This is a genomic window from Ampullimonas aquatilis, from assembly GCF_049675895.1.
GTDB lineage: Bacteria > Pseudomonadota > Gammaproteobacteria > Burkholderiales > Burkholderiaceae_D > Ampullimonas > Ampullimonas aquatilis.
In genome coordinates this window covers 2,765,370-2,789,811 of sequence record NZ_CP183834.1, presented here as the reverse complement: position 1 = coordinate 2,789,811, position 24,442 = coordinate 2,765,370, and the positions used below count along the sequence as shown (strand labels likewise).

Here is a 24,442-nt window from a genome sequence, read left to right as displayed (position 1 = left end):
CTGCATGGGTTAAATATAGATCATACAGGTGGGAAGTATGATTATTTTGACCAATTTCATGATCTTTTCAGGGTATGAAACTGGTTATGTCAAATTGGTAATTTAAGCTTCAGATCAATCATTTTTTTGGATTTTTGAGTTTGTCATGACCCAGCAAAATTCTTCCAGGCACGCTAATGCCAATCTGTTTCAGTTATTCGCCAACCGTTTCCCGCATGACTTGTCGCAACCGGCGCTTGAAACCCACGAAGGCCTGCATTATTCCTGGCATGATCTGCTGGCGGCCTCGGCACGCATCGCGCATTTACTGACCAGCCTCAAGTTGCCTGCTGGTTCACGCGTGGCGGTGCAGGTTGAAAAATCACCCGAAGCGCTGATGCTCTATCTGGCCACCTTACGCGCAGGCTTGGTGTACCTGCCGCTCAACCCCGCGTATCAAAAAGCCGAGATGGCTTACTTTATTGCCAATGCCGAACCGGCCGTGGTGGTGTGCAGCCCGAACCATTTTGGTTGGGTGTCGCGACTGGCTTTCAAAACAGGTACGGCGCACGTGTTTACTTTAGGCGAAGACCGTACTGGCACCTTGCTGGAGCGCGCGGTGCGTTTTGCTGATGAGTTTGTCACGGTCATCAGCCAGCCCGACGATCTGGCAGCCATTCTCTATACCTCGGGTACGACCGGACGCAGCAAGGGTGCAATGTTGACGCATGGTAATCTGGCCGCCAGTGCCAAGGTATTGAATGACTATTGGGCTTGGCGCAACGGCCAGACCGCACAGCATGAGGGCGAGCGCGATGTGCTCTTGCATGCCTTGCCGCTCTTTCATATTCATGGCTTGTTTGTGGCCTGTCATGGCGCGCTCTTGTCGGGCAGCAAAATGATCTTCTTGCCCAAGCTTGATGTGTCCGCCATCTTGCATCACTTACCTCGTTGCACCATGTTGATGGGGGTGCCGACGTACTACACACGACTGCTGGCCGATGCGCGTTTCACACGCGAACTGTGCGCCAATATCCGTTTGTTTGTATCAGGTTCTGCGCCCTTGTTATTGGATACCTTCAAGCAGTTTCAAGTGCGTACCGGCCATACCATTCTGGAGCGCTATGGCATGTCAGAAACGGGCATGCTGACTTCCAATCCCTATGATTCTGCCGAAGGGCCTCGCGTTGGCGGCACCGTCGGTAAAGCTTTACCAGGCGTGAATTTGCGGGTAGTGAATGATCAGGGACAGCCTTGTGCCGTCGATGAAATCGGTCATGTGCAAGTCAAAGGTGCCAATGTGTTTGTGGGTTACTGGCAGATGCCCGAGAAGACGCGTGAAGAGTTTACCGATGATGGTTATTTCAAGACCGGCGATGTAGGCAAACTGGATGCACAAGCTTATTTGAGTATTGTGGGACGCTCCAAGGATTTAATCATTACCGGTGGCTATAACGTCTACCCTAAAGAGATCGAGAGTTATATTGATGATATGCCGGGTGTGCTGGAGTCGGCAGTGATTGGCATTCCACATCCGGATTTTGGTGAGGCAGTGACTGCGGTGGTTGTGCCCAAGCCGGATGGTCAAGTTGATGAGTCTGTCATCATCGCCCAGCTCAAACAATTGATCGCCAACTATAAAGTGCCCAAGCAAGTCATTGTGGTGGATGAGCTGCCGCGCAACGCGATGGGTAAGATACAAAAAAATGTTTTGCGCCAAATGTATTCGCCAACTACAACAGGGCTTCAAACGGCTTGATGGATGACTTGTTGTTAGCGCGTCTGGATCGCCTTGTAGAGCATATAACTGGCGAGCGATAACAACAGTACACCAAATGCTTTTTTGAGTTTTTTAACCGGTAGCCGGTGCGCGGTTTTTGCACCCAATGACGCCGTCATCACACTGGCACTGGCAATGATCAACAAGGCTGGTACATAAAGATAACCCAATGAATAGCCGGGCAATCCAGTTTGGCCCCAGCTACCGCTCACATAACCTATGACGCTGGCTGCGGCAATCGGAAAACCCAGTGCAGCAGAGGTGGCGACTGCATTATGAATGGGGACATTGCACCAGACCATAAACGGTACCGAAATAAAACCACCGCCTGCACCAACCAGACTGGAGATCATGCCAATCAGCGTGCCCGCACCAATCTGTCCGGCAGGGCCCGGTAAGGTTCGGCTCGGTAGTGGTTTTTTATCAATGAACATTTGGATTGCCGAGTAGCTCACAAACACGGCAAACACCATCGAGAGCCAACTGGTCTTTAACAGACTGAAAATTTTCCCGCCCCCCAATAGCCCACCCAGCACAATGCCAGGCGCCAGCATCCAGACGATGTTCCACATGACTTTGCCATGCTTGTGATGGGCGCGGACGCTGGCAATGGAGGTAAACAGAATGGTACCCATTGAGGTGGCAATGGCCATATGCACCAGACTTGTCTCAGGAAATTGTAGATGGCCAAACAGTAATGTCAGAAATGGGACGAGCAGCATACCGCCACCAATCCCCAGCAAGCCTGCACAAAACCCGGTAAACGAACCGAGTAACAATAAACCGCCTATGATGGGTAATGATAATTCGGTCATGAACTAGGTTGGTTTTGCTCAAGCAGCGGGACAAGATATTGCCACTCATCGAGAGTGACAGGTGTAATTGAGAGCCGATTGCCACGTGCAAGCAGGCGCATGCCCTCTAGTGCAGGATGGGTACGTAGTTCAGTCAGTGAGACGTAGCGAGTTTTTTTGATGAACCGTACATCGACCAATAGCCAGCGAGGTGCGTCTGGTTTGGACTTGGCATCAAAGTAAGGACTGCGCACCTCAAATTGAGTGGGATCTGGATAGGCTGTTGAGGCCACTTCGGCAATACCCGCAATGCCCGGTACCGCACAACTGGAATGATAGAAGAGGACTTGATCGCCAATGCGCATGTCGTCACGCATGAAGTTGCGCGCCTGATAATTGCGCACACCAGTCCAGGGCAGGGTTTGTTTGGGCGCTGCAGCCAGGTCATCAATACTGGCTTCATCAGGCTCTGATTTCATCAACCAGTAGGTCATGGTCTTGAAAAAGAAAAACGGTGTTCAAGTATAAACCTGAACACCGTTTGGTATCGAGTCCCGCCTGTGTCGTCAGACCGGCATCCTGAACCTTAACGGCTCAAGGTGGTCGCGGTTAGCAGTATTTCGGGTTCATCTGACTAGAGATGATCACACCCACACCACATATTCCACAACCTATGCTCATATATTGGTTCAAGGAATTTAAGGTCCTCACGAGCACGGCAGGAGATTTCATTATGGACTAATCTTCAGAAAAAGGAAGCTAAAATTTGATTGAAATTCGTGATGAATTCACCACATGCGTGAGTAAATTTTTACTTGCTTTCTCGTGCCAAATATTATTTCAGAGCACTGTCTAATGCGGTATTGACTCGTTGCAAGTTTTCCAGCAAAGTCTGCCGATCTTGCTCAGTGGTTGAGGCCGGCGACAAGTTCATTTGAGTGGCGTCTTCCAATGCACCCAGGCGAATGTTCTCACCGGCAAAATGCAAAGCGGTAAGAACAGCAATGCGCTCAATCGTTTTGACTTTGCTTTTTTCACGCAACTGCTTCATTTGCTCATCAACTGCCGCAATGGCTGCAACCAGTTGTGCTTCGTCTTCATCCGTCACCGCGAATTTATAGGGCTGCCCCATCAGGACAGTTTCAATCGTTTTGCTAGTCATATCAGAATAATCCGTAATTGATGTCAAAGTGTTTAAGTGGACTTAATTAAAGCGGCAGGCGATCAAGCAATCCCTGTACTTTCTCTCTGGCCAGCTCAACTTTGGCTTTTAATTCGGTATTTTCTTCACGTAATTGGCTGGCCTCATTTTTGAGATTGGCGATTTCAGCTTGTAAACCAGCATTTCTAGCCAATAGACCTTCAACTTTAGGCAGCAAACTATTCAATAATTCAACGGGTATGGTAGTCATGATTCAATCAATAAGGTGCGCCGAAACCTCAACTATACCTAACTTTTTATGAGGATCGGCGTTTCGTTACATTCAATTGGTCTGTAAATCGGCTTCTGAGGTAAAGGCATCGGCAAAAAAAGCGTTTTCGGGCAGCATTCTCTGCTGGCCAAAGTCTTTTCTGGCGCTTTCCACCATCACTGGTGCACCGCAGGCATACACTTCGAAAGTGGATAGGTCATTGTAGTCGGTCATGACAGCCTGGTGTACCAAACCGGTACGACCAATCCAGTTATCACTATTGGCAGACTCAGATAAAACCGGGGTGTACTCAAAGCAATCAAGCTCTTGCGACCATTGCGTTGCCAGTTCATGCAGATATAGATCTTTTTTCTGACGTGCACCCCAGTAGAAATGGATTTTGCGAGTACTCTGCTTGAATTGAAGTTGTTCAATCAGTGCTTTGATCGGCGCAAAGCCAGTACCACTGGCAAGCAAAATAATCGGTTTGCTGCTTTCTTCATTAAGAAAAAAGCTGCCAAATGGGCCTTCAAAGCGCAAAATCTCACGTTCTTTCATTTGCTGGAAAACGTGGTCGGTAAAAATACCGCCGGGCAGATGCCGAATGTGCAAAGTCAGAAATTCGGCAAGATGTGGCGCACTTGCCAAGGAGTAAGCACGACGTTTACCGTCTTTTAGAATGATTTCGATATATTGACCTGCCAGGTACTGCAAACGTTCATTAGCCGGTAATTGCAAGGTCAAGATTGCCACATCAGCAGCAGGTTTTTCAATTTTGCTGACGCGTACCGGCATTTTACGGATAGGGATATTGCTGGCACCAACCAGTTCACGGCATTCAATCAGCAAGTCAGATTGCGCATGCGCGCAGCACAAGAGTGCCTTGCCTTTACTGGCTTCTTCACTGGTCAATGCTTTGGCTGAGTGGGTATCATGGGTGACCGTACCTTCGACCACATCTGCCTTGCATGATCCGCAAGCACCATTTTTGCAGCCATAAGGCAAAATGATGCCTTGTCGTAAAGCGGCAGTCAGAACGCTTTCATCTGGTTCCACCGAAAATGTGCGGCCGCTGCTGGCCAATCGTACTGTATGGTTTGAGGAAGTCATAAGAAATTAAAACATGTTCAAAAACAAAAAACTTGGACGAGAACGTCTGTTGATAGTCGGTTGCGGTGATATCGGTATGCGATGTATTACCTTATTAAAAGAGCGTTTTCGGATCTTTGCACTGACCTCGGATAAAAATCGTATGTCCCATTTGCGTCAGCAAGGTGCAACTCCCATTTTGGGCAATCTGGATCATCCTGAAACATTGAACAGAATTCGGCATCTGGCAGACAAGATTTTGCATTTTGCGCCACCGCCAGCCTGTGGCAATGTTGATTCACGAACCCCAGCCTTATTGGCAAAATTAGCTTATCCATCTAGACAACGGAAAATTTTACCCCATTCATTTAAGCAGCAAACTGAAGTCTTCAGGAAAACGCGCGTCATTTATACCAGTACGAGTGGGGTTTATGGTGATTGTCACGGACAATGGGTGGATGAGACGCATCCAGTCAAGCCGATTACGGCTCGAGCAAAACGACGTGTTTCTGCCGAAGGGTTTTTGCGTCAATTTGCCAAAAGAGCATCAGACATACATACAAATCGCTTCATTGCGATTTTGAGAGTTCCCGGGATCTATAGCGAATCTCGTTTGCCCGAAGAGCGATTAAAAAAGGGCCTGCCGATATTGAAAAGTGATGAGGATGTTTTTACCAATCATATCCATTCGGAAGATTTGGCGAAAATAGCCGTTTCGGCCTTATTTCGTGCCAAGCCTGGACGTATTTATCATGCCGTGGATGATAGTGCGATGACGATGGGTGAGTATATGGAAAAAGTTGCTGACCAATTGGGGCTTGCCAGGCCACCGAGAGTACCAATGACGCAAATCAAGACTTTGCTTTCGGAAGTGCAAATGTCATTTCTACGTGAATCACGCCGGTTAAGCAACCGGCGTTTGAAACAAGAATTACGATATCGCCTTATTTTCCCGACAATAGCGGATAGCTGGAAAAAGTCTCAATAATTTGTAGATGATGTTGGTGAATCAAATATGGCGTTCTAGTAGTGCCTCGTATTGGCGCAATACCATATCCCAGGTAAAGTTTTCCTGAAAGCGTTTCATGCTGGATGTAGATAGCGCTTGAGTAAGATTCGGATTGTTAATCAGTTTGGACAACTGTTCATCCAGCTGTTTTTCTGAGTCAAAGTAAAGTGCCTCTTCACCGGCAACCCAGCGATTGAAGCGATTGTCATGAGCAATAATCGGATTGGCACAGCCAAGAGCTTCTAGCAGGGATGGATTGGTGCCACCAACTTGATGGCCATGTATATAAGCCAGGCTATAAAATCTTAATGCTTGAACAATATTGCGATTGTAAATAGCACCAAGGAACTGTACCTCCTTACTCGCTTTACTCACGACGGCCTTATGATAGGCGTTATCTTTGGTGTTGTATTTGCCGAGAACAACAAGATTGACGCCTCTTGGTTTGGCCGAGAACGCCGTCACAATTTCAAGCAGGGAGTTTTCTGGTTCTGGTCGGGCAATAACGGTCAGAAACTTTTTTTCTGATAAACCATATTGGTTAATCAGGTGCAAAGGTGCATTACTAACCAAGGGGGCACCGTATGGAATCATCGTGATTTTTTTATCTGATGTTCGCATGGACAAGTGTTTTTTGATTTCCGGATGATCCGCGATCAAATGGTCACCTAAAAAACAACCCGCCCATTCATTAAAATAGAACCAGGCTTTGGCCGCAGATCCCCACTTGGCTCGATGCCACTCAATACCATCCATATTGATCAGGTTGCGAACACCCTTTACACGTAAGAGAGAACAGAATAAGGCCGTGTTGTAGCCCAGTGTTAGGCACAGATCCTTATATTCTGACGCGTGCATGACTGATTTCCAGTCAAACAGCACGGTACCTTTAGGGCCATCATCTTTAATTGAAATGTTGATTCTAGTGACACCTTTCCAAGTGTCTTGATAGGTGAGTCCCGTACCTTCCTTTTGGCAATAGACGATGACATTCCATCCTCTTTCAACGAGGTAAAGGCACAGATATTCAGCAAATGTTTCAAAGCCGCCATGCTCTGCAGGTACGCCTCGAATCCCAAGGATTCTCAGTGTTTTTTTTGCATTCATGCGGCGACCCCCAGCTCAGAGTAAAGCCGTAATGTGCCATCGATATAGCGTTGACGATTGAAAGTCCCACCAACGAAGGTTCTACAATCATGTCCCATGCTCATCAGTTTTTCATCGGTAAGCTGGTTTACTTTAACTAATAAGTCGGCAAGCGCTTCCTGATTTTTGCTCTCAAACATCCAGCCTGTTTCTCCTTCATTAATCAGCTCAGGAATACCGCCGATTTTGGCGCCAATTACTGTTTTACCCTGAGCATAACTTTCCAGAACGCTCATGGGTGCGTTTTCGTACCATTCTGATGGTAGAACGACGCATCGGGAATTTTGTATCAGATCGATTAAATCCTGACCTGTCTTGTAACCCAGAAATTCGATTTGTTGGGCGTTTTCAGCAGCTTGCGATTTCAGCTGGGTTTCAAGTGGGCCTGTTCCAACAATTTTTAATGGTACCTTCGCTTTAACGGCCGCATTAATCAGAGTGGCAACACCTTTCTCTGGCGCAAGTCGGCCGAAATACAGAAAGTATTTGCCTACAGATTCGGATAATTCAAATTTTGAAATGTCGACATAGTTGGGGATATAAGTAATTTGTTCTTTGGGCCATCCCCATTCGACGAGCTTGTTTCGGAAAAATTGACTTGGCGCCACAATTCTATTGACATTATTTTTATAACTTCCCAGCAGCTTGTGGAGACTGCTTTCCATGGCCACAACTGTACTGGCCAAGAGCGAGTCCTTAATGCATCGATATTTGATGAGATCCAAATAGTTTCCTGATTTGCACTTCTCGCAGATACCATGACTATTTAGCATTTTGTAAGCAGGGCAGGCTAGTTTTAGATCGTGTGCAGTAAGTACAACAGGTATGCTGGCTTTCTTAAGTATTGGCAAAATCGCAGGAGATAGATGATGATAAATGCAGTGCAGGTGTGCAATTGAAGCAGGATATTCGTTGAGCAGGGTACGCAGTTTATTTTGCGCTTCAAAAGAATAGATGACTTTTGATGCCATCTTGATCTTATCTAGAGCCGAGTATGCGTGTCCAAATTCAATTTCATTCACGAAGAATTTTGACCAGCTAGAGTCAAAGTTTTTTGGATGATGCATTGAGAAAAAAGCATTTTTCCACCCTTGGCTTTCCATTAACGTCGCGTGATCAAAATACATAACATCTGAGCCGCCTCGTCTGTAGTGGTAATTATTAATGCTTAGAAGATGGGGCATGGGTTATTGGTGCAACGAAATGGGAATGCGTTTGGAAATCTAACAATCAATCAACATTTAAGGTTGAAAAAGGCAACTCTTGGATATGGCTGAATTATTGGTGGAAATGCCATAAAGCAAAAGCGAATATTTATCATTTGATAATTGTAAAAAACTTTTACCGAGAATCTGTGAATAATTGCAATAAGGTTACCAAATGAATATCTTCATTGGCAGCATACGATTAATGGCATTTCTTTCTTCTGCCAAAAATGGTTTGAATCGATAACAAAGCAATATAAAGATCGTGCTGATGAATAAGCTGGCTAAAATAGTTGACAAGAGTGTGACTGGCTGATGTGTCGCAAAAGATATGATTGATTCGCTTATTGCATAGCTTGCAAGTACCACCCCAAATATTTTTACTAAACCAAGATAAGGAAGTTGGGGAGCTTGACTCATTTTTTTCAACCAGAAAAATACCAAGAAAAACCAAACTAAATCACTTACAACTAGTGCTGTTGAGTAGGCATAGATACCTATCACATTAGAGAAAAGTAATGTGACGAGTAAGATGAGGCCACTAGCTAACTTTGCGAGAAACATCAACAAACCTTGGCTTTTTGCCAAGCCAACGTAGCCGATGACGGCATGTAAGGTTTGGGTAAATATAAATAATAAAAATATACTCAGATGTATGCCACCTGAAGAAAATTTTCCTCCTGATAAGGACATAACAATTTCATCGCCTAATACCAGAGACAAGGCTAAACCACAGCCAATGATCATGGCATTCAGTTTGATGACAATGGAGGTAATGCGATCCAGTTTTTCGTGACCATTCTGGGAAACTGCTGCGGCAACAATCAGAGGCCGAATTAAGCCAACTAGTAGAAATGAAGGTAGGTATCTTTGCATCATCCAGGCCAATGAAGCGCAAAAACCGAATACAGCAGTTGCTTCTGCTCCGAGAACCCGAATGGCCAATAATTTGATGACATCTATACCAGTGATAACACCCAAAACATGGGATCCATATATGGGTAACCCAAATCTGATTTTGGCGTTTCTATCTGGTTCGATTGGGTTGGCATCGCCAAGTGAGCGATAAGTAAGCCCAAGTATCGTGATGGTAACTAGAAGTCCGATAGCATAAGCCACTGCTTCATAAACTACCCAAGTAGTCAGGTTGATATCAACTTGTTTTGTTAAAAGAAAAATCAGAAGGAGCAGTCTCGTCCCTGTTCTGGAAAAAAGCGATATTTGTGCTCTGCCTTGTAGCATCAGAGAGTCGAAAATGGTTTCAATAAATCTGGCAAAGGATTCACTGGCCACGACAATCTGAAAAATAATAAATGTGGTTGCATATTGCGTTATACCTAGCGGCTCAGAAAAAAGATGTGTGATCATCGCAGCAACTAAGGCAATAACACAGACAGTCAAAAGCCTTGCCTTAAAGAGAAACAGTATCAAGCCTTTGAGTTTACCTATTTGATTTTTAGTTTTCCATTCGGGGACGTATCGCTCCGAAATTGGGACTAATCCGAAATTGGATAGAACTACAAATAATTCCAAATAGGCGACAAGACCCACGTAGATGCCATACTCTGATTTACTCAAGGCTCTAACCAGCAATAGTAACCAGCCTACGCCAATTAAAGCGCCAACACCCTTTCCCAGTACGAAGTACTTTAATGATTTTTTGATGGCAGTATTTGAATAAGAATCTTCGCGGTCAGATTCCATCGGTTCTAATTCAGACATAATGAGTCGCAGTGTTTTTCGTTGTATTAGGCTTCATTGCTGACTGCGCCAATAATGTGTGTACCTGCCACACTTAAAGATTCGAGTAGATCATTATGACTATCCAGGTCAGTATGGTTTTTTCTAATAACAACCATGCTGGCGCCTGTAATACTGGCAATAATCTGTGAATCAGAATTATCGTTAGACGATGATGTGTCAATAATAATAATATCAAAAACTTTTCTTGCCTCATCCAACAAGCGACTAAATAGTGTTCTGCTCAATAGCTCTTGAGGATTTGGAGGAATTGGTCCTGCCGGTAGAACTGACAGATAATTGAGTCCTGCAATTTGCACAACTGATTCAGCCCCTGATCTGCCAGACAATACACTAGATAGACCAGTTCGATTTTCGAGATTGAAAAGCCGATGCTGAGACGAATTGCGAAGGTCTGCATCAATCAGTAGTGTTTTTTCTCCTAGCTGTGAAAAAACAATTGCTAAGTTTGCAGCAATAAAGCTTCTACCATCTTGATTATTGGGACTCACTATGGAAATAGTTTTATGACCTGGATGTGGTTTTATCCAGCGTAATAAGAGCTGACTACGCAGTATTCTGAATTTTTCGACGATGACGTGTTGTGGCTGTAATGCAGAAACAAGTGATGGATGAAGTGAAGCGTTATCTTTCGACAATACGGAGTAATCGTATTGTGTAGCCAAGGCGAGATCAATATCTTCCTTATTCAAGATTCCCAGTTGAATTGCCACATCACCAAATCTTTTTTTACTTTTTTCTTGCTCACTCTGAATTCTGGCAATTTGATCTCTGCTGATTTTCCCGTTGTTTAATAAAATTTCACCAATTGAATCTATTTTGGAGAGAGTGACTGATAGCGGTTCAATATTTGATGTGTTTTGTACATGATCAAAAGTGAGCACTTTGATAAGCTCTTCTGCAGATGTTGTTTTGTTGGTTTTAATAGCTTTGGTTTGGTTGTCTATGTGTAAAAATAGTGGCAAGGATGCTAATGACGCAATGTTCAACTTGCTTTGAATATCATTGTCAGTTCGAATTACTTTCTGATTTAGTTCAAGAATGCAAATACCTAAACTGGCGAGAACCAATCCAAGGAAAGAGCCAAGTAACACATTAAGAGAGAGCTTGGGGCTGCTCGCCTCTACAGGGGGAGTGGCTCTCGAAATAATGATTGCATTAGCTTGTTGTGTTTGGGTTTCCATGGTCGATTGGGATAACCTTTGGCTGGCCGCATCGTACGCTTTTTGTGCAATATCAACATCGCGCTGTAATGCGGCATTTTCATCTTTCAACTTGCGCAGATCCAGCATTCTTTTTTTCTGTTGCTCTAATGCTTGCTTGAGTTCTGACTCTTTAAAAGTGTTGGCTTTAGTTGTGCCTGTTAATGAATTAGCTACTTTTTTACCTTCTTGTTGAAGTTTTGCTTTTAACTCATTCAGTTGTGAAAGTGCATTTTGATATTGAGGATGATTAACACCATATTGGTTATTAAGCTCTTTGAGTTTAGCTTCTTGACGAATGACTTCGGCTTGCAATGATTGAATGAGTGGATTTTGTAATACGTCCTGTGAGTCTGTACCAACTTCTGCTTGCCTTGCACGAGAGTTACTGTCGAGTTTTTGTCCTTGGGCCGCGGCAACTTGGGCAGACAATTCGGCTAATCGTGCATTTTCGATATCAATCTTGTCATCGGAGATAACTAATCCATTCAGTTTTTGAAAAGATGACAGCTTGTTTTGTGCCAGCTCCAGTTCGGTACGTAACTTCTCCGTTTTTTGAACAAAAAGTTCCGCATATTTCTTTGCGGGGTCAATTTTTAGTTCAAGATTTGCGTCAATATAACTCTCTGCAAATGCATTGGTGATATCAGCTGCAGATTGCGCTGAATTATCCGTGTATTCAATGACTAGAACGCTTCCTTCTCTTGATGTTTTAACATCAAGTCTTTTTTCTAGCTTTCTTATCAAGAAGTTTTCAATAGTCCCGTTGGTGGGATTTTCTTTTCGCCACTTTTTTTGCCATTCTTCATCTTTTGCCAGATTGAGTTTCTCAATGACTTTGTTGGCAACCCTGTCACTATTAATAATGTCGACCTGCGTCGACATATATCCAGGGCTAAGCTGTGACAAACTTGACTGAGAGTTACTAGGATCTATTAATTTGGTATCAATCAATATTTGCGTATTGGATTTGTATTGCTTGGGTAGGGCAAAAGTGATTCCAACCGCAAGTAACAATACTGTGGCATAAATAACCAGAAATGTTTTCCAGCGATATTTGAAAATCAATAAGAGCGATTCAACCGACACACTTTACTCCTGGAAATCTAATCCAAAACCTCAAGGCATGAAATGCCTAATATTGAGCAAATTATCCAAGACACCTTAGAAAGGTACTGCCAACAAGTTGTCGTGTTGAAAACTAATAAACAGAATTAGCTGGAAATCCGGAATTATTGACACTTACGAATATTGGTATTACTGAGAAGTCAGTTGTTGACGAGTCTAATTATCAACAAGTGCTGAATTGAGCTATATCAAACTATTGATATAAGAAGATTAGTGGTGCCGGGAGAGGGACTTGAACCCTCACGCCTTGCGGCACCGGATTTTGAGTCCGGCGCGTCTACCAATTCCACCATCCCGGCAAAAGAGCTATTATGGCTTAATTGGATTGATTGAGCAATATCTCATTTACTTGGCATTATCATTTGTTAGGCGTAATATCGCTTGCGCATTGCAGCAATTTCAAAGATTGGTTGAGCAGTCCGCGAAATATAGTTTTTTCTGTTCTAATGCTCTAGTTGATAAAGAAATTCACCAAGAATGAATACAAAAAAGCTAAGAGAATGGTTCCTTGGTAAAGAATTAGATCCTTTCAAACTTGAAACCAAGCATTCACTTGCGCTGGTTGCATTTTTGGCTTGGGTTGGATTGGGGGCGGATGGCCTTTCTTCTTCTGCCTATGGCCCAGAGGAGGCTTTTAAAGCCTTGGGGGTGCACACCCATTTTGGCCTTTATCTAGCCATCGCAACTGCGGTGACAGTTTTTATTATTTCCCTAGCTTACAACCAAATCATCACGTTATTTCCCTCGGGCGGCGGCGGATATCGTATAGCTACCTCATTAGTAGGACCGTATGCCGGTCTGGTTTCGGGCGCTGCGCTGATTGTGGACTACGTTCTTACAATTGCCATTTCTGTGGCTAGTGGCGTCGATGCATTATTCAGCTTATTGCCGGTAGGGTTGCAAGGATCCAAACTGGGTGTTGAATGTATTTTGGCGGCTATTCTCATGTGGATGAATTTGAGGGGTGCAAAAGAATCAATAAAGATATTAATACCTATATTTCTTGGCTTTGTTATCACTCATGTTGTACTGATTCTTTATGGTGTATTTGCTCATGCTGACGGTATTCCAGCTCTTTTGCCAGATACTATTGCGGAGACGAAGCAACTGGCAAATGATACCAGTTGGCTTTTTGTCGTCGCATTATTTCTGAAAGCATATTCACTTGGGGGGGGGACATATACTGGTATTGAGGCCGTTTCAAATAATGTACAGTCGCTAGCGGAACCTCGAGTTAAAACTGGCAAGATGACCATGATGTATATGGCAATTAGCCTGGCATTTATGGCGGGCGGAATTATACTGCTTTATCTGTTGTGGAGTGCAAAACCTGTAGAGGGACAAACTTTAAATGCGGTAGTTTTTCGAGATATTGCGAGAGATATGGGTTTTACGGGCACATCACTCGGGATTGTATTGACGGTGGTATTGGCCTTCGAAGCCGGTTTGTTATTGGTGGCGGCAAACACTGGATTTTTGGGGGGGCCATCAGTTTTGGCTAATATGGCTGCAGACTCTTGGATGCCTCATAAATTTCGTTATTTGTCGACACGCCTTGTTACTCAGAATGGTGTTTTATTGATGGGTATCTCTGCGCTGGCTATTTTATATTGGTCAGGTGGGAAAGTTGATTTGTTGGTGGTTTTATATTCGATTAATGTATTTTTGACCTTTAGTTTGTCTTTGTTTGGCTTATGTATTTATTGGTGTAGGCATACCAATGATTCTGGATGGTTAAAGGGCCTATTGTTGTCGGGTCTGGGATTATTAGTGACGATCAGTATTTTATGTGTCACTGTTATTGCTAAGTTTGAGGAGGGTGGTTGGGTTACCTTGCTTATTACAGGGCTGGTTATTGGGTTAAGTGTATTTATTCGCAATCACTATCGAGAAACCAAAGAAAAGATTAAAGCTGTTGATGAGATTTTTGCTAATCAGCCATTTGGTTCATTAAGCGGTCATATCAAGCCAAATTCTGACGACCAAACGGCGGTATTTATTGTTGGCTCTAGTCGAGGTGGGGGATTACATGCTTTGCTCTGGGTGCAAAGAATGTTTCCGAATCATTTTAAGAATTTTATTTTTGTCAATGCGCGAACAGTTGACGCACAAGGATATGGCGGGGAGAACACGCTTGAGCAGATGCGTACCGAGGCAAATTTGTCTCTGAACTATTTTGTGAACTTTTGCCAGAGTCACGGTATGGCTGCGCAGTCTTACGTTGGTTTCGGGACGGATGCCGTCGAGGAAATATTTGAGTTGTGTCGAAAGATACAGGATGACTTTCCGAATGCAATCTTCTTTACTAGCAAATTAATTTTCGAAGCTGATAATTGGTTTATTCGTTTGCTGCATAACCAGGCGGCCTTGGCGATACAAAGGAAGCTTCACTTGTATGGATTGCAAATGGTCATTTTGCCCATGAAGGTTTGAAGATATTGTGCTGTTGAAGGCTAATTACGAAATTGATTGCTGTTCATTAACTAACGAGGGGATTAGATAATGCCGGTTATTGTTATAGCAAACCCCAAGGGTGGTGTCGGCAAAAGTACTATTGCCACTAATTTATCGGGATATTTTGCCAGTCGAGGTCATAACGTTATGATCGGCGATGTTGATAAGCAAGAATCCGCAAAGAAATGGCTAAATTTGCGACCAGAGCAGGCTTGGCCCATTTCTACTTGGAATGTGAATGCTGACTATATTGCCAAGCCTCCTAGAGGAACGACGCATGTTGTTTTAGACACTCCTGCGGGATTGCATGGTTGGCGTTTTAATGATGTTTTGCGCATGGCAAATAAAATAATCGTACCGATACAACCGTCTTTGTTTGATATTTCTGCCACAGCGGCCTTTTTGGAAAGTCTCAAAGATGAGCGTAGTGTGCGTAATCAAGAAGTTCAAGTGGGTCTGGTTGGTATGCGGGTTGACAGTCGAGCACGATCAACGGAGCAGCTTACTAATTTCATTAATTCTTTGAATTTTCCTTTTTTGGGGAATTTGAGAAATACCCAAAATTATGTTCAACTAGCCGCGCATGGATTGACTCTTTGGGATGTTGCGCCTGGAAAAGTCGAGCGGGATCTGCTTCAGTGGCAGAATATTTTGGATTGGGTAGATCAAGAGGATTAGCATACTTGTATGGCCTCTAATCCTGATTGACGGTGTCTAGTGATTATCCATGTTTTCTAAATAACGTTGAGCATCTAATGCGGCCATACAACCTGTTGCAGCACTGGTGATTGCTTGCCTATAGATATGATCCTGCACATCGCCTGCTGCAAAAACCCCCGGAATACTTGTAGCAGTAGCTTGACCACTAAGTCCTCCCTTCGTTACTACATAACCATTTTCCGTGTGTAGTTGCTCGGCAAAAATGTCTGTATTTGGTTTGTGACCAATTGCAATAAACACTCCTGAAAGGGTTAACTCAGTCTTTTTATCGTCAATGATTGAGCTTATTCTGACACCGGTAACACCGCTCTGATCTCCCAATACTTCGTCAAGAACACTATTCCATTTGATTTCTATATTGCCATTGCGACTCTTTTCGATCAATTTGTCGATCAAAATTGCTTCAGCGCGAAATTTGTTCCTGCGATGAATGACGGTGACTTTGCTGGCGATATTGCTGAGATACAAGGCTTCCTCAACGGCTGTATTGCCACCGCCAACAACGCATACTTCTTTACCGCGATAAAAAAAGCCGTCACAAGTGGCGCAGGCTGAAACACCTCTGCCCATAAATGCTTCTTCCGAAGGAATTCCCAGGTATTGGGCGGATGCTCCAGTGGCAATGATTAGTGCATCGCAGGTGTATTCGCCCGAATCGCCAATTAATCTGATCGGTTTTTCAGATAATTTAGATGTGTGAATATGATCAAAAATTATTTCGGTGTTAAAACGTTCTGCGTGCTCTTGAAACCGTGCCATTAATTCAGGACCTTGAACGCCTTTGGCATCAGCAGGCCAATTATCAACTTCAGTGGTGGTCATGAGTTGTCCTCCTTGGGCTAACCCCGTAATGAGAGTCGGCTTAAGGTTGGCGCGCGCAGCATACACTGCTGCGGTATAGCCTGCGGGCCCGGAGCCTAAAATGAGCAATTTACTGTGTTTTGTGAGTGATGACATATTGGAAGTGTTGATGCTTAGGATGGTTACAATTCTACTCTGGATACGTGGTTTGCATCATTTTGTGCCTAATTGTTGAAGTAATCATTACGTTATCCACAGTTACAATTTAGTACCATATAATGCAAAATTGTGAATTGACAATTGATTTTGATCATTGCCCCACTGGGAGGAAAGAAAAAATGGCGGTTATTGATAATAAGGCTTTACTGAAACGTGTTCCATTATTTTCAGTTTTGGAAGACTACCAGTTAGAAATGCTTTCACGTGCCGTCATTAAAAAAACGGTTGCAAGAAATACAACTGTGATAGTTGAGGGTGATCTTACCCAGACTCTTTATATTATTTTATCTGGTCGCTGTAAGGTGCAGCGTTCTGATGAAGAGGGTAAAGAAGTTATTATCACCATTCTTGGTGCCGGTGAGTTTTTTGGGGAAATGGGGCTGATTGATGATGCTCCCAGGTCGGCTTCTGTTATTGCGCTTGATCGTTGTGATTTTCTAACATTAGGCAAACCCGAATTTATGGAATGTATCTCTAAAAGTGCTGATATGGCTACTTTTATGATGAAGGGATTGGTGCGTCGTTTGCGAGAGGCTGATCAAAAAATTGAGTCATTGGCCTTGCTGGATGTCTATGGACGAGTGGCTCGGGTATTACTTGATTTTGCAGAGGACTTTGACGGCGTCAAACTGGTTCGCAACAAATTACCTAAACAAGATATAGCCAAAATGGTGGGGGCTTCTAGAGAAATGGTGAGTCGAGTTATCAAAGGACTTGAAAATGAAGGTTTTATTGAATTTAGAGACGATGGCGTGATTGTTGTTAGAGAAAGTTACGCCCCCGCTATTTAAGGTTATTTTCCTATGGAGGTGTTGCTCAACACCTCCTACCTCGTAAAATAGGAGTCTATTACTTTTGCTTCCTATTTATGACTAGAACTTCTTCCGATGTCTTGTCGGCTAATGCTGCAGCCGAGCAAAGTTTACCTATCTCCAGTGGGCGTGCTCCATTACCTTCGCGTATTCAGAAGTTACTAACTGAGATTCGATGGTTAGTGTTTGCAGCGTTAGCTGCATTCTTATTCGTTTCCTTACTTACTTATAGCAAACAAGATCCCGGCTGGTCTCATTCGGTCGAGGCCGCTCGTATTTTCAATCAGGGTGGGCGTGTTGGTGCTTGGTTTGCTGATCTAATGCTATTGATTTTTGGTATATCTTCTTACTGGTTTTGTGTTTTGGTTGTCGAAAGGGTGGTTCATAACTATCGAAATATGATTGATCAATACAACAGTGCGCTTATCCCGGAGAAAAAAGTACGTCGTTACGGCCGGATTTCTGAGCAAGATGAGACGGATGAGCACATAGATTGGGTTTATTGGCTAGGTTTTGTATCGGTTTTGTTGTCCAGTATGGGTTTGGAAGCACTGAGGTTTTATAGTCTCAATGTTGAATTACCAAAATCACCAGGGGGCGTTTTTGGTGAATTGATAGCAAATGCTTTGTCTGATATGTTGGGTTTTACCAGCGCAACGTTATTTTTATTATTGATATTTATTTCTGGTGTTTCTCTATTTTTTCGATTTTCTTGGTTAGATGCGGCAGAAAAACTTGGTGGTGTCGTTGAGCGACTCTTCGAGTTTGCTCAAACCAAGCGAAATGTTGAAATTGACAAGAAAGTCGGTGTAGAGGCGGTTGTAAAGCGTGTGGAGGTTGTTGAAAAAGAGCGTACTAGAATTACGGTGCATGATCCTGTGCACATTGAGCCTCCTTTGGTTGTAGTCCCTAAGTCTGAGCGCGTTGAAAAGGAGAAGCAAGCTCCTTTGTTTGTCGATATGCCAGATTCTAGTTTGCCACCATTGGCGTTATTGGATACCGCTCCAATCGTACAAGAAACAGTATCAGCCGGTACATTGGAGTTTACTTCTCGTTTAATTGAGAAGAAGTTAAAAGACTTTGGTGTGGAAGTGGTGGTTACTGCAGCTTATCCAGGCCCAGTCGTTACCCGTTACGAAATTGAGCCAGCGACCGGTGTAAAGGGTAGTCAGATTGTTAACTTGGCCAAAGATTTAGCGAGATCGCTTTCTTTGGTATCCATACGTGTTGTTGAAACTATTCCCGGTAAAAACTGTATGGGACTCGAGTTGCCCAATCCGAAAAGACAGGCAGTTCGTTTAACAGAGATTTTAAGTTCGGAAGTTTATAACGCAAACGTTTCTCCATTGACTCTTGCATTGGGTAAAGACATAGCTGGCAGGCCTGTCGTCGCGGATCTTGCAAAAATGCCGCATTGCTTGGTTGCGGGAACAACGGGTTCCGGTAAGTCTGTTGGTATTAACGCGATGATTCTCTCCGTGCTTTACAAGGCTAGTGCTGATCAGGTGAGATTAATACTCATTGATCCCAAAATGCTTGAGATGAGCGTATATGAAGGGATTCCACATTTATTGGCGCCTGTCGTTACCGATATGCGCCAAGCTGCCAATGCTTTGAACTGGGCTGTGGCAGAAATGGAGCGTCGCTATAAACTAATGAGCAAAATGGGGGTTAGAAATTTAGCTGGTTATAACAATAAGATATTGGATGCAGCAAAAAAAGAAGAAAAAATTCCGAATCCATTTTCTCTAACGCCTGAATCACCTGAGCCACTTGAGACACTACCTGTCATTGTCGTGGTGATTGATGAGTTAGCTGATTTGATGATGGTAGTCGGTAAGAAAATCGAGGAGTTGATTGCAAGGATTGCCCAAAAGGCAAGGGCTGCAGGTATTCATTTGGTTTTGGCTACCCAACGGCCTTCCGTTGATGTGATCACGGGTCTGATTAAGGCAAATATTCCTACGAGAATCGCTTTTCAAGTATCGAGCAAGATCGATTCGCGAACGATTCTCGACCAGATGGGAGCGGAGGCGCTCTTGGGGATGGGAGATATGCTTTATATGCCATCCGGATCAGGTTTGCCGCAGCGAGTACATGGAGCCTTTGTTTCTGATGAGGAAGTGCATCGAGTTGTTGAACATTTGAAGAAGCAAGCTGAAATACATGGTGGCCCAAATTATATTGAGGGAATACTGGAGGGAGGATCTACCGATGATGGTGATGGTGCTTCTAGTGTGACGGGCATTGGTGGTGATGCAGAAAGTGACCCAATGTATGATCAAGCAGTTGATATTGTTCTTAAAAATAAAAAAGCATCTATTTCACTCGTACAACGCCACTTGCGTATTGGATATAACCGTGCGGCTCGCTTGTTGGAACAAATGGAAAAATCAGGATTGGTTTCGACAATGTCTACTAGTGGGAATCGGGAAATTATCGCCCCTAATCGAGCCGTCGATGCCTGATCTCTGCAGAGTGGACTTATGCTAATTCGTATTGCGTTATTTTTTATCTTATTATCTGTTCAACATGAGATTGCTTTTGGTAGTGCAATAGAGCAAATTAAACGATTCTCGCTTGAAGTAAAAAGTGCCAAAGGGCAGTTTGTTCAAGTTGTTAAAAAAGGTGAGTCTCAGGCTCGAAGTCAAAAATCCAACGGCAACTTTTTATTTGCCAAACCAGGTCGGTTTATTTGGACTTATGCTCAACCTTATCAGCAAGTTCTAAGCTCTAATGGTGAGAGTTTTTATTTTTTCGATAAAGACTTGAATCAAGTGATTATCAGGAAAATGAGCGAGGCCATGAGCAGTACGCCTATTGCTTTACTTTTTGGTAATGTGAGTCTTGATAAGAACTTCACTTTAAAAGACCTTGAGAGCAAAGACGGAGTGGAGTGGTTAGAGGCTGTTCCCAATAAGAAGGATCAGTCTTTTGAGCGTGTATTGATTGGTTTTAAAGACACGGCGCTCTACGTAATGGAATTATTTGACCCACTCGGGCAGACAACAACAATTACCTTCTCTCATTTGGAATTGAATCCACCAATCAAGCCAGAGATTTTTAATTTTGATATTCCTGCCGGTGTTGATGTATTAAAACAGTAGGGCTGAAATGTCAGATCTATCAATGTACCTTGTGTTCTTTGGTCTGTATAAGGAGCAGTGATGCGTAGCCGTGAGATTTTTGCATGGATGTATTGATTCAACAGATACTCAATGGCTTAGTAGTGGGTTGTGTTTATGCTGTCATCGCGCTTGGCTACACAATGGTATATGGCATCTTAGGTATTATCAATTTCGCGCATGGTGATGTGTTGATGGTTGGTGCGTTGAGTGCGCTGAGTGTTGCCCAATTCATCTATAAATATTTTCCTACTTGTTCACCATCGCTGACTTTTATAATTGCGGTCATTGTTGCTATGCTGGTTTCGGGATGTGTTAGTTTTCTTATTGAACGTTTGGCATATAGACCACTTAGAAATGCACCTAGATTAGCCCCCCTTATTACTGCAATTGGCGTTTCTATACTATTGCAAACTATTGCTATGCTTGTATGGGGACGTAATCCACTATCTTTTCCACAACTTCTATCAGATGAGATATTTCATATTACTGATCAGGTCATGATTACGAAAAAAGAGTTGGTTATTATTGCAACGGCATTCTTAATGATGGGAGGCTTAACCCTGTTAGTGCATAAAACCAGGCTTGGTAGGGCAATGCGAGCTATATCAGAAAGTCCACAAAATGCTTCCTTGATGGGAGTTAATCCCGATTATGTCATCGCCACTACGTTTGTAATCGGCGCGGCTATGGCAGCTGTAGCCGGTACTTTAATGGCCTGTAATTATGGTAGTGCGCACTTTTATATGGGCTTTTTGCCAGGAATTAAGGCTTTTACCGCGGCTGTCTTGGGTGGTATTGGTAGCCTCTTTGGTGCCATGGTTGGTGGCATATTATTGGGCTTAATTGAGGTGTTAGGTGCGGGTTATATCGGTAACTTAACTGGTGGGGTGTTTGGTAGTAATTATCAGGATATCTTTGCTTTTATAGTTTTGATTCTGGTGTTGGTTTTTAGGCCAAGTGGAATTATGGGTGAGCGTGTCGCAGATCGAGCATAAGGTCAGTATGATCTTTAATATCTTTTCTACACCTGCAGCAGGTCGGACATGGGTTTATATAGCCTCGGTGCTGCTTCTTTTTTTTCTTCCTTTTATTGCTGGAGTGGCAGGTAATAGCTGGGTCAGAATAATTGACTTCGCGCTACTCTATATTATCTTGGCTTTGGGTCTCAATATTGTTGTTGGTTTTGCTGGATTACTTGATCTTGGTTACATTGCATTTTATGCCTTAGGTGCTTATTTAATGGCACTTTGTGCCTCACCGCATTTGCCTGCCTATTTTGATTCCTTTGCAAGATTTTTTCCTAATGGAATGCATATTTCCTTTTGGATTGTTTTGCCAATCGGTGCTCTTTTAGCCGCCGGTTTTGGAATGGTGCTCGGTGCGCCAACGTTGAGATTAAAAGGAGATTATTTGGCAATTGTCACCTTAGGGTTTGGTGAGATTATTCGTATTTTTATGAATAATCTTGACCGCCCGTGGAATATTACTAATGGACCGAAAGGCCTCGCGAAAATTGATCCGGTGTTGGTAGCTGGCATACCTTTTAACAAAGATTGGACACTACTTGGTATTGTGTTTCATCCAACATATCTGTACTACTATCTTTTCTTGGTGGTGGCTGTGTGCGTGGTCATCATTTCATATCGGCTCCATGGATCGCGTATTGGCCGCGCATGGATGGCAATACGTGATGATGAGTTGGCGGCTAAGGCCATGGGTATCAATGTGCGTAATATGAAGCTATTGGCTTTTTCTATCGGCGCGTCTTTTGGTGGACTGGCGGGTGTTTTATTCGCATCTTTTCAAGGTTTTGTTAGCCCTGAATCTTTTGGCTTAATGGAATCAATTGCAATACTGGCAATGGTCGTGCTTGGTGGATTGGGTCATATACCAGGGGTTATCTTGGGGGGGGTTATTGTTTCAGGATTGCCAGAACTGCTCAGATATACCGTTACTCCCATTCAGAAAGCGTTATTCGGTCAAGTGTATATTGAGGCAGAAGTATTGAGAATGCTGGCGTATGGTTTGGCCATGATATTGATCATGATTTATCGACCTGCTGGCTTGTGGGCTGCACCAAGTAGAGTTCATCACTAATTTATTCATGAGTATCCTTTTATCAGCCAAAAATGTCAGTAAAAACTTTGGTGGTGTGCGCGCACTATCCGATCTTAGTTTGAATATAAGAAGTGGCAGCATACAAGGTTTGATCGGGCCTAATGGCGCAGGTAAAACAACTTTCTTTAATGTTTTGACTGGTTTGTGTTCTGCGGATAAGGGTTCTTTCTTTCTCTTTGGGGAGCCCTATAAGCCAAGTGATATTCATGAGGTGGTGCGGCTTGGTATTGCGAGGACTTTCCAAAACATTAGGTTATTCGCAAGCATGACGGTTTTAGAGAATGTCTTGGTCGGATTTCATGGCAGGACCAGGGCCGGATTAATTGGTGCCATATTCAGAAGCGAGAGGGCCATGCAAGAGGAGCAATGGATTCTCGAGCAGGGAATGGATTTATTGGCCTATGTTGGTATTGATGAATTTGCCGATAAACTCGCAGTAAGCTTGCCTTATGGCTTTCAGCGACGTCTGGAAATAGCCAGGGCCTTGGCGACTAACCCTAAACTTTTGGCACTAGACGAGCCGGCAGCTGGTATGAACCGGGCCGAGAAAATTGGCCTAGGTGATTTAATTCAGCGATTACGAGATGATGGCAAAACCATTCTCCTGATTGAGCATGATGTCAAATTGGTGACGGCTTTATGTGATGAAATTGTCGTATTGAATTTTGGACAAATTTTGGCACAAGGTACTCCAACGGAGATTACCAGTGACAAAGAAGTTATTGATGCATATTTAGGCTGCGAGGTGTTTTGATGAGCTTGCTAACTTTAAATACTGTATCAGTTAAGTATGGTGCTATAGAGGCCGTCAGAAAGATTAATCTACATGTTGGTGAGCATGAGTTTGTAGCAATTATTGGTGCCAACGGTGCTGGTAAGACTTCTACTCTAAAAACGGTTGCAGGTTTGATTCCTAATAGTGAAGGTGTAATTCAATTTCAAAATAAAAATATCAATTCAACTTCGGCACATACGCGTCAACGTTCCGGTTTGATACTCGTACCTGAGGGGCGTGGTGTATTTCGGCGAATGTCAACGCTTGATAATCTATTAATGGGTGCTTATGTAAGAGGTGATTCGGACGCTATTCAAGCAGATATTGAATCGATGTTTGTATTGTTCCCAAGACTAAAGGAGCGTGCCAAACAGCTGGCTGGAAGTATGTCTGGCGGAGAGCAGCAAATGTTGGCTCTAGCGCGTGCGCTCATGGGTAAACCAAAATTATTATTATTAGACGAGCCAAGTATGGGGTTGTCTCCCATCATGGTGCAAAAGATTTATGAGGTGATTCTGTCAGTGCATCAGATGGGAGTTGCAATTTTGTTAGTGGAACAAAATGCGAATTTGGCCATGAAAATTGCCGGTAGAGTGTATGTTATGGAGTCTGGAGACATGGTGGCAAATGGTGAGCCAGATGAGTTAAAAAATGATGGGGTTATTCATCAAGCATATTTCGGATAAATATATTCACAAAGTGCTTGACGGTTTTAGTAGAAGTGTCCATAATCTCGTTTCTCTGCTGCACATGCAGCGACGCGAAACGAAGCGAAAGCAAGTCAAGCGAGCGATCTTTAAAAATTGAACAGCCGATAAGTGTGGGCGCTTTATGGAAATGCCGGCCACTCGCAAGAGTGGTCAACTAAAGTCAATAAAGTCGCTCACACCAAGTAATGTACAAGGTTTTT

21 protein-coding genes, 1 tRNA gene and 1 other RNA gene are annotated in these 24,442 nt (G+C 43.5%); 11 read left to right on the top strand and 12 right to left on the bottom strand.

Annotated features, from left to right (window positions below):
* Positions 1 to 145 precede the first annotated feature (145 nt).
* Positions 146 to 1,738 (top strand): malonate--CoA ligase, encoded by a 1,593-nt coding sequence (locus tag ACMYR3_RS13015; protein ID WP_424192363.1) that lies wholly within the window; start codon positions 146 to 148, stop codon positions 1,736 to 1,738.
* A 14-nt stretch (positions 1,739 to 1,752) separates the two neighbouring features.
* Here ACMYR3_RS13015 and ACMYR3_RS13010 read toward each other — a convergent pair whose 3' ends face one another.
* The 6 genes from ACMYR3_RS13010 to ACMYR3_RS12985 form a co-directional block, all read right to left on the bottom strand.
* Positions 1,753 to 2,574, bottom strand: coding sequence for a sulfite exporter TauE/SafE family protein (locus ACMYR3_RS13010; RefSeq protein WP_424192362.1), 822 nt, complete (start codon positions 2,572 to 2,574; stop codon positions 1,753 to 1,755).
* A complete protein-coding gene (locus ACMYR3_RS13005; RefSeq protein WP_424192361.1) occupies positions 2,571 to 3,047 on the bottom strand; it encodes an EVE domain-containing protein in 477 nt (158 codons plus the stop codon). The genes ACMYR3_RS13010 and ACMYR3_RS13005 overlap by 4 nt, the downstream gene beginning before the upstream one ends.
* A gap of 53 nt (positions 3,048 to 3,100) precedes the next feature.
* Positions 3,101 to 3,281, bottom strand: a non-coding RNA gene (gene ssrS, locus ACMYR3_RS13000) — 6S RNA.
* Between the two features lie 107 nt (positions 3,282 to 3,388).
* The gene (locus ACMYR3_RS12995; RefSeq protein WP_424192360.1) at positions 3,389 to 3,715 is read right to left on the bottom strand and encodes a cell division protein ZapA; all 327 of its coding nucleotides are present in this window, start codon (positions 3,713 to 3,715) and stop codon (positions 3,389 to 3,391) included.
* A 46-nt stretch (positions 3,716 to 3,761) separates the two neighbouring features.
* On the bottom strand, positions 3,762 to 3,965 hold the full coding sequence (locus ACMYR3_RS12990) for a hypothetical protein (protein ID WP_424192359.1): 204 nt from the start codon (positions 3,963 to 3,965) through the stop codon (positions 3,762 to 3,764).
* A gap of 72 nt (positions 3,966 to 4,037) precedes the next feature.
* Positions 4,038 to 5,075, bottom strand: coding sequence for a CDP-6-deoxy-delta-3,4-glucoseen reductase (locus ACMYR3_RS12985; protein WP_424192358.1), 1,038 nt, complete (start codon positions 5,073 to 5,075; stop codon positions 4,038 to 4,040).
* A gap of 13 nt (positions 5,076 to 5,088) precedes the next feature.
* Here ACMYR3_RS12985 and ACMYR3_RS12980 point away from each other — a divergent pair, with 13 nt between their 5' ends.
* The gene (locus ACMYR3_RS12980; protein WP_424192357.1) at positions 5,089 to 6,042 is read left to right on the top strand and encodes an SDR family oxidoreductase; all 954 of its coding nucleotides are present in this window, start codon (positions 5,089 to 5,091) and stop codon (positions 6,040 to 6,042) included.
* A gap of 21 nt (positions 6,043 to 6,063) precedes the next feature.
* Here the strand turns inward: ACMYR3_RS12980 and ACMYR3_RS12975 are convergent, their stop codons facing one another.
* The 5 genes from ACMYR3_RS12975 to ACMYR3_RS12955 all read right to left on the bottom strand — a co-directional run bounded on the left by ACMYR3_RS12975 (position 6,064) and on the right by ACMYR3_RS12955 (position 12,804).
* Complete coding sequence (locus ACMYR3_RS12975; protein ID WP_424192356.1) at positions 6,064 to 7,170, bottom strand: DUF1972 domain-containing protein; 1,107 nt, start codon at positions 7,168 to 7,170, stop codon at positions 6,064 to 6,066.
* Positions 7,167 to 8,393, bottom strand: a complete 1,227-nt coding sequence (locus ACMYR3_RS12970; RefSeq protein WP_424192355.1) for a glycosyltransferase family 4 protein — start codon at positions 8,391 to 8,393, stop codon at positions 7,167 to 7,169. The genes ACMYR3_RS12975 and ACMYR3_RS12970 overlap by 4 nt, the downstream gene beginning before the upstream one ends.
* A 189-nt stretch (positions 8,394 to 8,582) precedes the next feature.
* Positions 8,583 to 10,136 (bottom strand): lipopolysaccharide biosynthesis protein, encoded by a 1,554-nt coding sequence (locus tag ACMYR3_RS12965; protein ID WP_424192354.1) that lies wholly within the window; start codon positions 10,134 to 10,136, stop codon positions 8,583 to 8,585.
* 26 nt (positions 10,137 to 10,162) lie between these two features.
* Complete coding sequence (gene epsF / locus ACMYR3_RS12960; protein ID WP_424192353.1) at positions 10,163 to 12,466, bottom strand: chain length determinant protein EpsF; 2,304 nt, start codon at positions 12,464 to 12,466, stop codon at positions 10,163 to 10,165.
* Between the two features lie 253 nt (positions 12,467 to 12,719).
* Positions 12,720 to 12,804 (bottom strand) — tRNA-Leu (locus ACMYR3_RS12955).
* A 178-nt stretch (positions 12,805 to 12,982) separates the two neighbouring features.
* Here ACMYR3_RS12955 and ACMYR3_RS12950 point away from each other — a divergent pair.
* Both ACMYR3_RS12950 and ACMYR3_RS12945 read left to right on the top strand, forming a co-directional pair.
* Positions 12,983 to 14,938, top strand: coding sequence for an APC family permease (locus tag ACMYR3_RS12950; protein ID WP_424192352.1), 1,956 nt, complete (start codon positions 12,983 to 12,985; stop codon positions 14,936 to 14,938).
* Between the two features lie 69 nt (positions 14,939 to 15,007).
* Entirely contained in the window at positions 15,008 to 15,637 is a 630-nt protein-coding gene (locus ACMYR3_RS12945; RefSeq protein ID WP_424192351.1) for an AAA family ATPase, read from the top strand.
* A gap of 36 nt (positions 15,638 to 15,673) precedes the next feature.
* On the opposite strand, the gene trxB is transcribed toward ACMYR3_RS12945, so the two are convergent.
* Positions 15,674 to 16,636, bottom strand: a complete 963-nt coding sequence (trxB, locus tag ACMYR3_RS12940; RefSeq protein ID WP_424192350.1) for a thioredoxin-disulfide reductase — start codon at positions 16,634 to 16,636, stop codon at positions 15,674 to 15,676.
* 182 nt (positions 16,637 to 16,818) lie between these two features.
* Here trxB and ACMYR3_RS12935 point away from each other — a divergent pair, with 182 nt between their 5' ends.
* From ACMYR3_RS12935 to ACMYR3_RS12905, 7 genes are all read left to right on the top strand, one after another.
* Positions 16,819 to 17,490, top strand: coding sequence for a Crp/Fnr family transcriptional regulator (locus ACMYR3_RS12935; RefSeq protein WP_424192349.1), 672 nt, complete (start codon positions 16,819 to 16,821; stop codon positions 17,488 to 17,490).
* A 77-nt stretch (positions 17,491 to 17,567) separates the two neighbouring features.
* Positions 17,568 to 19,979, top strand: a complete 2,412-nt coding sequence (locus ACMYR3_RS12930; RefSeq protein ID WP_424192348.1) for a DNA translocase FtsK — start codon at positions 17,568 to 17,570, stop codon at positions 19,977 to 19,979.
* A gap of 18 nt (positions 19,980 to 19,997) precedes the next feature.
* Positions 19,998 to 20,618, top strand: coding sequence for an outer membrane lipoprotein carrier protein LolA (locus ACMYR3_RS12925; protein WP_424192347.1), 621 nt, complete (start codon positions 19,998 to 20,000; stop codon positions 20,616 to 20,618).
* An 83-nt stretch (positions 20,619 to 20,701) separates the two neighbouring features.
* Positions 20,702 to 21,634, top strand: a complete 933-nt coding sequence (locus ACMYR3_RS12920) for a branched-chain amino acid ABC transporter permease (protein WP_424192346.1) — start codon at positions 20,702 to 20,704, stop codon at positions 21,632 to 21,634.
* Between the two features lie 7 nt (positions 21,635 to 21,641).
* Positions 21,642 to 22,736, top strand: coding sequence for an ABC transporter permease subunit (locus ACMYR3_RS12915; protein ID WP_424192345.1), 1,095 nt, complete (start codon positions 21,642 to 21,644; stop codon positions 22,734 to 22,736).
* 7 nt (positions 22,737 to 22,743) lie between these two features.
* Entirely contained in the window at positions 22,744 to 23,511 is a 768-nt protein-coding gene (locus ACMYR3_RS12910) for an ABC transporter ATP-binding protein (RefSeq protein WP_424192344.1), read from the top strand.
* Positions 23,511 to 24,218, top strand: coding sequence for an ABC transporter ATP-binding protein (locus tag ACMYR3_RS12905; protein ID WP_424192343.1), 708 nt, complete (start codon positions 23,511 to 23,513; stop codon positions 24,216 to 24,218). Before ACMYR3_RS12910 ends, ACMYR3_RS12905 begins: the two co-directional genes overlap by 1 nt.
* Positions 24,219 to 24,442 lie beyond the last annotated feature (224 nt).